Raw genomic sequence first — 13045 nt, 5'->3', positions numbered from 1 at the left:
GAGCAGCGTCGCCTTCCTGCGCCAAGAAAACTAGTTCCTGAAAACCAGGCAGGAGCCACCCTGCTGCCGAACCTGGGTACAGATAGCATCAGCCTCTTCTCGCGTCTGACGCCCTATGCGTGCTGCATACCGAATCCGGCGGCCAAAATCGGCATTGCGCTGGCGCACGATCAGGGGCTTTTCCGCGTTCAGCGGCGAAGGCAGTCTTCTGATATTCGCCGCAAAGATTCGTCGGGCCACATCGGGCTGGAAATGCTCCGCCAGCTGAGCACCCCAGGGCGCCCAAGGGCGCTCCTGCTCCAAAGCGACGGGCTTCAGACGCCGGCTCTCGGCGAGCACAACGCAGGAGTCGATAAAAGACTTGCCTTTGTCGAGCACGGGAGCCGCCGAATTGGGCGGATCATCCCGCCATTCCTCGACACTGTGGGCGGTGATTGCCGTCACATAATTGCGCGTCTCGTAGGGAAGTCCGCCGGAGTTCAGGAAGTTGGCGAGGCCGCCCTCGCCAGCATTGTAGGCAGCAGCCGCAAGCCCCAAATTGCCGAAACGGTTACGCAATTCATCGAGGTAGGTCGCCGCCTTGCCAAGCGCTTCGAGCGCATCGTAACTGTCGCGAACACCGCGCAGCCTCGCCGTCCCCGGCATGAATTGCGCAATCCCGCGCGCGCCTTTCGGGCTTACGGCATCGGAGCGAAACAGGCTTTCGCGCCAGACCAGCCGCGCCAGATAATCCGGCGGCAAATGGTTGGCGCCGGCGAAATATTCGATGGCGATGCATAGATCGCGATTGTAACTATCCTTGCGCAGACAGAGCGTCTCACCGGTCACCGTTGTCATCGGACCGGAGACACAAACCGGTGGCGCGATACTCCATTCCGGTTGCGCTGTCGCTGGACGGCAGGTCGCAACGCCTATAGCGCATGCGACCATAATGCCGGCGATGGCGCCGAGGAAGTTTGTCCGATGCTGCCTGCCTGCCATCCCAGCGATATCCGTCCGAGACCAACCGATCGCAAATTCGTGGCATGTTCATAGCATCGATGGGCGGCGGCGAAAACCTGTGGCTGCGACCGGCCTCCCAATAGAACCTCTACCCGGCGAGACGTCCGCCTCGCATCGCCGCCGGAGCACCTGTTGTTCCCGGGAAGCTGATCGGCAAGCCCCTCAGCACGCGAACTGCCAGAAATGCGAAGCATTCCGCTTCGACGGCGTCGCCACGCCAGCCCAGCTTTTCCGCAAAAATCGGCTCGACGCCGGCGCGGCTTTGCAGCATCGACATGATCGTCGGATTGTGCCGGCCGCCGCCGCTGACGACGACCTTCTTCGGCCGGCGCGGCAGAAGATCGAGCGCCTTGCCGACGGCGCCTGCTGTGAAGGCCGAAAGCGTCGCGGCACCGTCTTCCGGGCTAAGGCCATCGGCCATGGAAGCACCGAAATCGAAGCGGTCCAGCGACTTCGGATAGGGAGCTGTGAGATAGGGGTGTTGCAGGAGCCGTTCGAGCCTTGCCTCGTCAACCGTGCCGGCGCGGCCGAGCGCACCATCGCGGTCCATCTCGCCGAGACCATGAGACTTGATGAAATCGTTGAGCGGCGCGTTCGCAGGGCCGGTATCGAAGGCGATGAACGTGTCCTCACCATCCCACCATGTGATGTTGGCAACGCCTCCGAGATTGAGGATGGCGGTTTCGCCGGCCGCACCCGCGCCACGCAGCAACGCGGTGTGGTAGACGGCGGCAAGCGGCGCCCCCTGGCCACCAGCACGCATATCCGCCGAGCGAAAATCATAGGCGACCTTGGTGCCGAGAATGGAGCGCATCAACTCTCCGTCGCCGAGCTGACGCGTCTGCCCCAGCCGATCCTTCTGCGGCGCCCGATGCAGTACCGTTTGCCCGTGAAAGCCGACGACGCCGATGTCGGCCATCGTCATCCCCTTGCTTTCCACCAGTTCTCTCACTGCCTCCGACTGAGCCCTTGTCAGGGCCTCTTCCGCCTCCTTGAAGATCGCCGGCTCAGGGCCTTCGAAATTCCAGCTCCGCGCCTGTCGCAGCGTCTCTTCCAGCAGCGTCCTTATCCAGCCGGGATAGGGAGCGAGCACATAGGAGCCGAATTCTGCGATCCGCTCGCCGTCCGTCTTCAGCATGGCGACATCGATATTGCCGTCGAGGACGGTTCCGGTCATCAGACCAACGGCCCAGATTGGTTCCATTGTGAAGCTCCTATGCAGCGTTGACGCGATCGCTGACGGCCTGGCGAAGCGGCAGGATGCCGCTGTCGAAATGACGCGTCGGATGAATGCGGTTGGTGAGCAGGGTCCAGGCCCTGCCCTTGTCGAAATCGATCCAGAGAGCAGTCCCGGTAAATCCGGTGTGACCGATGGTTCCGGGCGAGCAGAGAGCGCCGCCATGCCAGCCGTCATATGGCCGTTCCCAGCCATGCGTGCGTGTGGCGGAAAGCGGCGCCCGCATCAGTGCAATCGAATGCGCCGCTGCGCCACTGCCATCGAGCAGGCCCGTGGCGAAATCGAGGACCGCCGTTGCCGTTCCGAAGAGCCCGGCATGGCCGGCACCCTGCAATGCCGAGCAATTGTCGTCGTGAACTTCGCCCGATAGGATCCGGTGACGCCAGGTGCAATCTTCCGTCGCTGCGGCCTCGTCGGGTGCGGCGGAAAAGGCAAAGCCCGGGCCGGGGTCCATGGCACGGATCGTCTTGCCGCTCAGGCGCTCGAGCGCAAACCCCAGCAGGATGAAGTTGATATCGGAATAGACGGGCGGGCCGGCCCGCCATTCACGCTGCAGAATGAAGGCGCGCAGGAGGTCCGGATCGCGGCCATAGGTGTAGATCGGCTCGACCGCCGGAAAAGGCGTCTGATGGCCAAGGCATTGCCGGAAGGTCACTTTCCGCTCCCAAGCCTCGGCACTGTATTGACGCAGGTCCGGCAGAAGCGTCGTCAAGGGTGCGTCAAGATCGATGATGCCGGCCTCCGCCAACGCAAGGATACGCGGCGCGGTGAAAATCACCTTGGTGAGAGAGGCGAGGTCAAACCATGTGTCTGTCAACATCGGCCTGACGCTCGGGATCTTCTGCGCCGAACCGATGGCACGCATGAGCCGGTTGCCGGCGAGATCGACCATGCCGAGGACGCCGCCTGGAATGCGGGCCGACGCCACCGCCTGCTCGAGCGGTGCAAAGGCCAGATCGAACCGTTCTTCAAATTGTATGTGCCCCCCAGCCATATCCTACTCCTCGCCGGTTGCTCAGGCTTCCGCCAGAGCCATGTGATCCGGCGCGAATTGGCGCCATTCCGGCGCTGCCGGCTCAAAGCCGATCGGCCGCACAAGCGAAGGAACCTGACGCGTGTCGAGCGTGAAGTTTTCCTTGCGGCGCGCAACTGTCGGCACCGCCGAAATCAGCCGCCTGGTATAGGAATGCTTGGGTTCCGACAAGACGGAGGCGGCATCACCGATCTCAACGATCTGCCCGGCATAGATCACAGCGATGCGATGCGCGATCCGCTCCACGACCGCCATGTCATGCGAGATGAAGAGGTAAGCAAGCCCATATTCGCGCTGAAGTTCGATCAGCAATTCCAGGACCTGGGCCTGCACGGACACGTCGAGCGCAGACACAGCTTCGTCGAGCACCAGCACGGAAGGATTCAGCATCAAGGCGCGAGCAATGCACAGTCTTTGCCGCTGGCCGCCCGAAAACTCATGCGGGTAGCGTTCAAGGGCATTTTCCGGCAGGCCCACGCGCTTCAAAAGCATGATCATCCGTTGCCGCGTTTCGGTTGAAACGCGGCCACCTGCAGCGATCACCGGTTCGGCCAGGATGTTGTCGACGCGCAGTCTCGGATTAAGCGAGGCATAGGGATTTTGAAACACCATCTGCACGGCGCTGGTGCGATCCGCAGCCTTGCCGGCATTGGTCGTGAATGTGCCGCGGGTCGACTTGACCAGCCCGAGGATCGCCCGCGCGGTAGTGGATTTACCCGAGCCGCTCTCGCCGACGATCGCCAGCGTCTCACCGGGCATGAGATCGAAGCCGACGCCTTCGACGGCATGGACCGCACCGGTCGAGCGACGTAGGAAGCTGCCCTTGACCGGGAAGCGAACGGTTAAGCCAGCCACTTTCAAGGCCGGCTCGGCTTGCATCTCGTCACGCTGGAAATCCGTGCGCGCAGCCTGCCCTGAGGCGAAATGCGGGACGGAATGTAGCAGATGCTGGGTATAAGGATGCGTGGGATGATCGAGGATCTGGTTGAGTTCGCCTTGCTCGACCGCCTCGCCGGACTGCATCACCATGACCTTGTCGGCAATGCCAGCGACAAGGCCGATGTCGTGCGTGATGAAGATCATCGACATGCCGGTCTCGCGCTTCAGCTCGGCAAGCAGGGCCATGATCTGCGCCTGGACTGTGACATCGAGCGCCGTCGTGGGCTCGTCGGCAATCAACAGGCGCGGATTGCAGGCAAGAGCGGTTGCGATCATCACGCGCTGGAGCATGCCGCCGGAAAGCTGGTTCGGGCAATAGGTCAGACGGCGCGCGGCATCGGGAATGCGCACGCGATCCAAGGCATCCTTGGCGGCTGCCTTTGCCTGGCTTCCCGTCAACCCGCGATGTAACCGGAACGATTCCTCAATCTGCGTGCCGATGGTCAGGACCGGATTGAGGGAGGTCATCGGCTCCTGGAAGATCATGCCTATCTCGCCGCCGCGGATCTTCGTCAGCTCCGCTTCGCCAGCCTTGGTGAGATCCAGAATGCTGTTGTCGGCACGTTTCAGGTGGATCGACCCGCCGATAATGCGGCCGCCGCCGAAATCGACGAGGCGGTTGATCGACAGCGCCGTGACCGACTTACCCGACCCACTCTCGCCGACGATTGCCAATGTCTCGCCGGCGTCGAGATCGAAGCTGACGCCGCGCACGATGGGGTTGGCCTCAGGATTGCGGCCGAAGCCGACGCGAAGATCGGAAACCGAGAGAAGCGGTGTCATACCGTAGACCTCCGCATCTTCGGATCAAGAATATCGCGCAGGGCATCACCGAGCAGGTTGAAGCCAAGAATGGAGATCATGATGGTCACGCCCGGAAAGATCAGCAACCAGGGCGCTGTTTCCATGAGATTGCGGCTGTCGCTCAGCATCAGGCCCAATGAGGAGGCCGGCGGCTGCGTTCCCAGGCCAAGGAAGCTCAGACCAGCCTCCGTCAACAGCGACCAGGCAAGCGCCAACGTCACCTGCACGGTCAAGGGTGCGACGAGATTGAGAAGAAGATGTCTGGTCAGAATGTACGAGCGGCTGCTGCCGAACGTGCGGGCCGCGTCGACGAAATCGCGCCCCTTCAATGAAAGCGCCGGACCGCGCACGACGCGGGTAAAGATCGGCGTATAGACGATCGCGATCGCAGCGACACTGGTCCAGGTGCCAGGTCCGACGATGGCGATGATCAACAGCGCCAGCAGGATCGCCGGAAAAGCGAGCAGCACATCCATAGTGCGCATGATGACGCCATCCCAGCGCTTGCCCGACCACGCGGCGGTCAGGCCGAGCAAGGTGCCGATTGCGGTTGCGACGGCCACGGAGAAGAAGGCGACCGTGAAGGATTCACCGATACCATGCATCAGCCGGCTTGCGACATCACGGCCGAAAAGGTCTGTGCCCATCCAATAGGTCAGGCTCGGAGCGTGCAGGCGGTCGATGCGGTTCTGCATCAGCGGATCATGCGGAGTTACGCCGAGTGTACCGAGGATGGCTAGCACGACGTAGACGAGGACGATGATGCCGCCGATCCGGCCGCTCACATGCCCGAAAATAGCCTTGAGGATCCGCATCAGCCTTCTCCCAGCCGAACGCGCGGATCGAGCGCCACATAGGCAAGATCGACGAGCAGATTGACGATCATGAAGTTAAAGGCAATGAACAGAACACTCCCCTGCACCAGCGCATAGTCGCGCTGCAGGATAGCGTCGAGCACCATGCGCCCGAGCCCCGGCAGGGCATAGATCTGCTCTACCAGCACGGCGCCGCCGAGCAGGTAGCCGAATTCGACGCCGCTCAGCGTCACCACCGGGATCAGTGCATTCGGGAGCGCATGCCGCCAGATGACGCCGCGCGCGGGAACGCCACGGCTGCGGGCGGTGCGAACGTAATCATCGCTCAAAACATCAAGCATGGCGGAGCGCACGACACGGGTCACGGAAGCGGCAAAGGCAAAGCCGAGCGTCAGCGCCGGCAGGATCATCTGGCCGAGATTTTCAAGCGGGTTTTGCCAGATGGGTGTGAAAGCGCCCATGGTCGGCAGTACACCGAAACCGGCGGACAAGGCATAGATCAGCAGCAGACCGAGCACGAAATTCGGCGTCGACTGGCCGATCATGGCGACGATGCGCACGGCAAGATCAGAGAATTTTTCATTGCGCGTGGCCGCAAAGACGCCGGCAGGCAGGCCGATGGCGAGCGCAATGACCACAGAGAGCAAGGCAAGCTCGAGCGTCAACGGAAAGCGCTCCAGGATGATGCCGAGCACCGGCTTGCCGTAAGTAACCGATATGCCGAGATTGCCCTGGAATACCCCAAGCAACCAATGCCAGTACTGGATGGGCCAGGACTGATCGATGCCGAAATAGGCGGCAAGGGCCTGCCGCTGCTCCGGCGTCAGAAGGCCCGCATTGGTTCCGAGCATCGCCGTGATCGCATCGCCCGGCACTAACCGGATGGCGACGAAGACGAAGATGGACACGCCCAGCATGATCAGCGGGAATGTCATCAGCCGACGCGTCAGATATGACATTGCAATTCCTCTAGAGCAATTCCAGCAAATGTGTGAAGCGGCTTTGCGCCCGCAATTGCTTGAAAACAAAGAGATAGGGCATTTCCGCCACTCCGTTCGAAACGGAAATGCCCTAGGTCTCGGTTGCCGTTACCTGATCGAAACCTTGCTCAGACCGAACAGCGAACCGGTCGGCGTCGGAACAAAGCCCTCGACGTTCTTCTGCTCGGCCGTATAGCCATAGGCCGTGTAGAGCCAGATCCAGGGCGAGACTTCGGCGATATGCTTTTCGAATTCGGCGAAGATTTCCTTGCGCTTGGCCGGATCGGTTTCGGCGCGGCCCTTCTGCATCAGGCTGTCGAGCGTATCGTCGATATAGTTGGCGACCTTCTGCAGGTTGCCGGTCTTCGTCCAGTAGCGGTTATACATCGAGTAGGGGTCGGCACTGCCGCCGTTGAGCGCAACAGCCATGTCGAAATTACCCTTGAGCCAGGTATCGACATAGACGTTGAGTTCCATCACCTTGATATCGAGCTTGATGCCGATTTCGGCAAGCTGCGACTGGATGACCTGCGCTTCGGCCGTTGCGGTCGGCGGTTCGCCGGTTGCAGCGATGACCGTTGCCGAGAAGCCGTTGGCAAGGCCTGCATCGGCCATCAGCTTCTTCGCCTTGGCAACATCGCGCGTGTAGCAGAAGAGCTTGCTGGGATCGGTGGCATAAAGCGGCATCGTCAGCGGCCCGGTCACCTTGCCTTCGCCAAGTGCCGCGGTATCCATCACGTCCTTGCGATCGATGGCGCAGGAGATAGCTTGGCGCACTGCCAGCTGATCCATCGGCTTGCGCGAGGGATTGAGCTGCAGAACGTTGTAGGAGAGCACCGGCGTGCGGGTCAGCTGCAGCTTCGGCTCCTTTGGCACCAAGGTCGCGACGAGCGGATCGTTCAGCAGCGCAAAATCGGTCTGGCCGGTGCGCAGCGATGCGAGGATCGCGGTCTCGTCGGGCAGTACACTGATGTTGATGCCATCGACACCGACGGTGCCGCCCGCCCAATCCTTGTTGGCGCTCAGGACTTCCTTGGAATTCGGAACCCAGCTGTCGAGCTTGAAGGGGCCGGAGCCGATCGCCTTCGTGCCAATGGTGCCAGCGGCAATCTCGCTTGCCGGAACGACGGCGGCATTGAGGCTCGTCATCGCGGTCAGCAAGGGAACGTCAGGCTGCGACAGATTGAAGACCACAGTCGTGGCATCCGGCGTGTCGATGCTCGCGATCGACAAGAAGTTTGCGCGGGCGACAGCACCGGTCGCCTGATCGAGGATACGCGTGAAGGAGGCCTTCACGTCAGCCGGGGTAACGGGCGCGCCGTTCTGGAATTTGGCCTTGGCGTTCAGCTTGAAAGTCAGCTGCTTGCCATCGGGCGAAAACTGCCAGCTCTCGGCGACACCGGGCACGATCTGCAGATTGCCGTCGAGGCGAACGAGTGGCTCGTAAATCAATTCCAGCAAACGAATGGAGGAGAAGGCGGTCTGCTTATGCGGATCAAGCCCGGTCGCGTCCTGCGACCATGCCATGCGCAACGTTGCAGCCTGCGCCGGCATCGCGACGGCAGCCATGCCAACGCCCGCCGCCAGCACCATCCCTGAAATCAGTTTCCTTGCAAAATACCCCTTCATTCTCATCCCTCCGATTTTTTTAAATGTCCCCGGCCGATTTTGGCCAATTGATTGCCGTCGCGGCAAACCGCGACGTCCATTAAGCACTCTTCGCGTTGATGGCCTTGCGCAGGAATCCATCAGCGTTTTGCAATGCCACGCGGGCTTCTTCAATGCCCATTCCGGTGATTTCCATGAGAATGGCGAGCTTGACGTCGTTTCCGGTCAGGTCGAGAACGCGGCGGGCTTCTTTCTGCGAGCAACCGGTCGCCTGCATGACGATGCGCGAGGCGCGCGCCACCAGCTTCTTGTTGCTGGCGCTGACATCAACCATCAGATTCTGATAGCTCTTGCCGATGCGGATCATGCTGGCCGTCGTCAGCATATTGAGGATGAGCTTCTGTGCCGTGCCGGATTTCAAACGGGTCGAGCCCGTCAAGATTTCCGGGCCGACGACCGGCGAGATCGCCAGATCGGCGATACCGGCAATGATGGAATTGGGATTGCAGGACAACGCGACCGTGAAAGCCCCGAGGCTCTTGGCATAGTTCAAGCCACCGATGACATAGGGGGTGCGACCGCTGACCGCGATGCCGACGACGACGTCGTCTTTCGTCAGCTTGACGTCCTCCAGAGCCTGACGGCCCTGCTCCGGATCATCTTCCGCACCTTCGATCGAGCGGCGCAGCGCATCTGGACCGCCGGCGATCAGGCCGATCACCATATTCGACGGAACGCTGAAGGTCGGCGGGCATTCGGACGCGTCGAGAACGCCAAGGCGACCACTGGTGCCGGCGCCCATATAGATCAGCCGCCCTCCCTTCTGGAAGGCCGCGACGATCTGATTGACGGCAGCGGCGATGGCCGGAATGACCTTCTCGACGGCGACTGGCACCGTCTGATCTTCATAATTGATTTCGCGCAGAAGATCCAAGGTCGGCAGCAGATCGATATGCATCGTGTTCGGATTGCGGCCTTCGGAAACCAACTGCTCCAGTTCGGATATCAACTTCTGCTCTGTCATGGGCCTGCTCGCGAAAATGCGCTTCGATATCAATAGATCAGGGATGACAAGTCCGACCGATAAGGCGCCGGGCCTGCCGTTGCAAAGTTCGGTTCTCAACAAAGCGGATAGCTGACATCAGCCAAGGTGCGACTGGCTATTTCGGCTTCGTTCCGCACCCATTCCCTGTTTACCTTCGTTAATAATATGTCCGATTATTCCATCAGTCAATCCAATATGGAATAATATATTCCATATTGGGCGTACGGAAGAAGCCATGCGCATTCCCGTCGCTCAATGCTGACAGATCGCCCTTCTGGCGAGGATGATTGCACCCGACACGGCGTCGCCGTCGATCGGCTTGAGGCTGCGTCGCACATCCGGCGCAAGCCATGGCTCGAGCGGACTGGCGAGGCCGCCAAGCAGGCAGACACGCGGCGATCCCTTCTCGAAAAGGGTCCGGATCAACGTGTCGATATGCCCAGCGGCGCCCTGGACGATACGCCGCGCCACGGCGTCGCCCTGATCCGCATGGCGCAGCACCATGGGCGCGAACGTCGCATAATCCGTCGCCGATGCCCGATCCATCCAGGCAACGGCCTCCATCGGATCATTCTGAAAACGCTGCAGGATCTCGCTCAGCAACGCCGTCTTTTGCTCGCGGCCATCATGGGCGCGCAGCGCGAGCTGCATCGCCTTTAGCCCAAGATAGGCACCGCTGCCCTCGTCGGAGATCGGAAAGCCGTAGCCCCCGACCCGCAATTGCCGCCCCTCGACAAGACCGAGGCCTATGGATCCGGTCCCCGCAATGACGATTGCTCCGTCACGGCCTGAATGAGCCCCAAGACAAGCCCCCTCCCCGTCGCTGACGAATGCGATACTGGCGAAGGGATGTTTTATGGCCTTGAGAGCAGCGAGAGCTCCCTTGCGGCCAATGCCCGCCAAACCGATACCCGCATGGATGCTGCCAATATCGGCGGCGGTCAAACCTGCCTCTTCGATTGCTGCGTCGAATGCTCTGGCGATGGAAGCCCAAGCCTCATCTATGCCAAGCCGCGTCGTCGCCGGTCCGGAGAGCCCTTGCCCCAGCACGGTGCCGGCGCCATCCTCGATGCGGGCACGGCAGCCGGTGCCTCCACCATCAACACCCAGAAAATAAGGGGCGCTGCTTGCCTTATCGCTCATGACGTCAGCCGTTCGATATCGGCGCCGCAGAGGCGAAGCTTGCGATCGAGTTGCTCATAGCCTCGATCGAGATGGTAGACGCGATTGACGATGGTCTCGCCTTGCGAAACAAGCGCGGCCAGCACGAGAGAAACTGAGGCGCGGAGGTCTGTCGCCATCACCTGCGCTCCTTTGAGGGGAGCCCCGCCCCGCACCAGCGCTGTCGTGCCCTGCAGCGTTATGTTGGCGCCAAGCCGTATCAGCTCCGGCACATGCATGAAGCGATTTTCAAAAACAGTCTCACGGATCAGCGACGCACCCTCGGCGCAACAGGCGAGCGCCATGAATTGCGCCTGCAGATCGGTCGGGAAGCCCGGATAGGGTTCTGTGGTGAGATCGGCGCCTTTGAGCGGCCCTTCTCGTGAAACGACGAGGCCACGATCGCTCGGCCAAACGCTGACGCCCATGGCTTCCAGCGCTTGGACAACTGAGGCAAGGTTTTCCAGCCGGGCGTGGATGAGTTCGAGCTGCCCACCGGTAATGGCGGCGGCAACCGCATAGGTACCAGCTTCGATGCGATCGGGAATGCCGTGATGCTTCGCCGGCCGCCAGCTGGTGTCGCCATCGATCAGGATGCGGTGTGTGCCCGCCCCTTCGATGCGCGCGCCCATGGCGCTCAGACACGCGGCAAGGTCTGCGACTTCGGGCTCGCGGGCTGCGTTCAAAATCTCCGTTTCACCCTTTGCGGCACAAGCCGCCATCATCACCGTCTCGGTCGCACCGACCGAGGGAGAACTCAGTACGATGCGAGCTCCCTTCAGCCCATTTGGGGCGGAAGCAACAATCAGGCCGCTTTCGATGGCAATATCGGCGCCGAGGGTTGCAAGCGCCTTGATATGCATGTCCACGGGGCGGGCGCCGATAGCGCACCCCCCCGGCAGAGATACACGGGCGTGACCGAAACGGGCAAGCAGCGGCGCCAGCACCAGAACCGTTGCCCGCATGCGCCTCACCGTATCATAGGAGGCTTCCTTGGAGACGATGGCGCTCGGATCGATCATTGTGCTTTGCGCCGTTCGGGTGATCCGTGCGCCGTGCAGCGCGATGACGCCGAGCATGTTCTCGACATCGCTTACCGAGGGCAGGTTGGTGAGTTCCAGCGAATGCGGGCTCAAAAGAGCAGCCGCGATCTGCGGCAGGGCGGCATTCTTGGCGCCCGAAATCGTCACGGCTCCTTGCAACCTTTTGCCGCCGGAGATGCGAAGTCTATCCATAATCCGAAACCCGTTAAGGCGAGATGCGCAATACCGAGGATTCCGCCATCCGCTTCCCATTGAAGACTATTCGATCATTCCATCCTGTCAATTATCATTGGAATTTTTTATTCCAATTCTCTGTGCTAGTCTCTCATCGCTTGAAGCACGGTTGCCGTGCCTTGCCCGAATGCTATTTTGAGTACGTGGGTGATGATATGTGAACCGCCTCGATCGATCGAGGGGACGCAAAAGGACCAAATGTCTATCCTGAAGAAAATCAGCGCGCAGCTTGAAACCATGGCGCCCGCCGATCGCCAGATCGGGCAGTTCATCGTCGAGAACCCTGATCAGATGCTGCGGCTTTCATCGGCAGCACTCGCGGTCGAGACCGGGCGCAGCCAGTCGAGCGTCGTGAAGTTCAGCCAGAAGCTCGGCTATGCCGGCTATCAGGAACTGAAGCTCGCCGTGAGTGAGGCGAAGGCCCAGGAATGGCCCACGCCAGCCGGTATGATTCATGGCACGATCGAAGTCGGCGACGGCTATCTGACCATCCTGCAGAAGCTGTTGAGCAGCAAGCTGCAAGCCATGCAACAAACCATTTCGGTCAACAATGAGGGCGATATCGACAAGGCACTGAAGGCTCTTCACGATGCCAGGCGCATTCATCTGGCCGGCGTCGGCGCCTCCTCGCTGGTCGCCCGCGATTTTTCCTACAAACTGATGAAGCTCGGCCGCAATGTCATGCATGACAGCGACAGCCATGTTCAGATGGCGAACGCATCGACGCTCGGACCGGACGACCTGCTCTTTGCTCTTTCCTATTCTGGCGCCAGCATTGAAACGCTGCGGATCGCGGAGCTGGCGAGCCAGCGCAAGGCGACCGTCATCGCCGTGACCGGCCTGCAGGACAATCCGCTCGCCCGCGTCGCCGACATCTGCCTTCATACCGTCGGCGACGAAGATCGCGTCCGCTCCTCGGCGATCACCGCGCGCGACGCACAGCTGATGCTGACCGACTTGCTGTTCATTCTATTGGTGCAGCGCCAGCCCGACGCCAACGACTATGTCCACAACAGCGAGACTGCCGTTTCGGTGCTGAAGGCCAAGCGGCTTTCTTAAACGGTCAAAAGCCGCATGCTGCGCAGTAAACAAGCTGTGACGACGGCGAACCTGTACGGCACGAATTTCCGCATCTAGCTTGCGA

General features: G+C 61.1%; 11 protein-coding genes. 1 reads left to right on the top strand and 10 read right to left on the bottom strand.

Annotation, left to right across the window (positions count from 1 at the left end):
* Positions 1–30: 30 nt before the first annotated feature.
* The 10 genes from GGD46_RS22890 to murA all read right to left on the bottom strand — a co-directional run bounded on the left by GGD46_RS22890 (position 31) and on the right by murA (position 11859).
* Positions 31–981 carry a lytic transglycosylase domain-containing protein gene (locus GGD46_RS22890; protein WP_184708265.1) on the bottom strand — a complete coding sequence of 317 codons (951 nt, stop codon included), beginning with the start codon at positions 979–981 and terminating at the stop codon, positions 31–33.
* Between the two features lie 109 nt (positions 982–1090).
* Complete coding sequence (locus GGD46_RS22885; protein ID WP_184708263.1) at positions 1091–2206, bottom strand: anhydro-N-acetylmuramic acid kinase; 1116 nt, start codon at positions 2204–2206, stop codon at positions 1091–1093.
* A 10-nt stretch (positions 2207–2216) separates the two neighbouring features.
* Complete coding sequence (locus tag GGD46_RS22880; protein WP_184708261.1) at positions 2217–3233, bottom strand: serine hydrolase domain-containing protein; 1017 nt, start codon at positions 3231–3233, stop codon at positions 2217–2219.
* A 21-nt stretch (positions 3234–3254) separates the two neighbouring features.
* Positions 3255–4994, bottom strand: coding sequence for an ABC transporter ATP-binding protein (locus tag GGD46_RS22875; RefSeq protein WP_184708259.1), 1740 nt, complete (start codon positions 4992–4994; stop codon positions 3255–3257).
* The gene (locus GGD46_RS22870; RefSeq protein WP_184708258.1) at positions 4991–5830 is read right to left on the bottom strand and encodes an ABC transporter permease; all 840 of its coding nucleotides are present in this window, start codon (positions 5828–5830) and stop codon (positions 4991–4993) included. The genes GGD46_RS22875 and GGD46_RS22870 overlap by 4 nt, the downstream gene beginning before the upstream one ends.
* Complete coding sequence (locus GGD46_RS22865; RefSeq protein WP_184708256.1) at positions 5830–6789, bottom strand: ABC transporter permease; 960 nt, start codon at positions 6787–6789, stop codon at positions 5830–5832. Before GGD46_RS22865 ends, GGD46_RS22870 begins: the two co-directional genes overlap by 1 nt.
* Positions 6790–6918: 129 nt before the next feature.
* Entirely contained in the window at positions 6919–8439 is a 1521-nt protein-coding gene (locus GGD46_RS22860; protein ID WP_184708254.1) for an ABC transporter substrate-binding protein, read from the bottom strand.
* Positions 8440–8518: 79 nt separating this feature from the next.
* Positions 8519–9442: an N-acetylmuramic acid 6-phosphate etherase gene (gene murQ / locus GGD46_RS22855; RefSeq protein WP_184708252.1), complete on the bottom strand. Its 924-nt coding sequence runs from the start codon at positions 9440–9442 to the stop codon at positions 8519–8521.
* Positions 9443–9715: 273 nt separating this feature from the next.
* Positions 9716–10606: an N-acetylglucosamine kinase gene (locus GGD46_RS22850; protein ID WP_184708250.1), complete on the bottom strand. Its 891-nt coding sequence runs from the start codon at positions 10604–10606 to the stop codon at positions 9716–9718.
* On the bottom strand, positions 10603–11859 hold the full coding sequence (gene murA / locus GGD46_RS22845) for a UDP-N-acetylglucosamine 1-carboxyvinyltransferase (RefSeq protein WP_184708247.1): 1257 nt from the start codon (positions 11857–11859) through the stop codon (positions 10603–10605). The genes GGD46_RS22850 and murA overlap by 4 nt, the downstream gene beginning before the upstream one ends.
* 240 nt (positions 11860–12099) lie before the next feature.
* Here murA and GGD46_RS22840 point away from each other — a divergent pair, with 240 nt between their 5' ends.
* Complete coding sequence (locus tag GGD46_RS22840; RefSeq protein WP_184708245.1) at positions 12100–12960, top strand: MurR/RpiR family transcriptional regulator; 861 nt, start codon at positions 12100–12102, stop codon at positions 12958–12960.
* The last annotated feature ends 85 nt before the right edge of the window (positions 12961–13045 follow it).

It is taken from the genome of Martinezella lusitana (assembly GCF_014207095.1).
GTDB lineage: Bacteria > Pseudomonadota > Alphaproteobacteria > Rhizobiales > Rhizobiaceae > Rhizobium > Rhizobium lusitanum_B.
The sequence above is the reverse complement of the archived record's forward strand: the minus strand, read 5'-3'. Positions and strand labels throughout refer to the sequence as shown.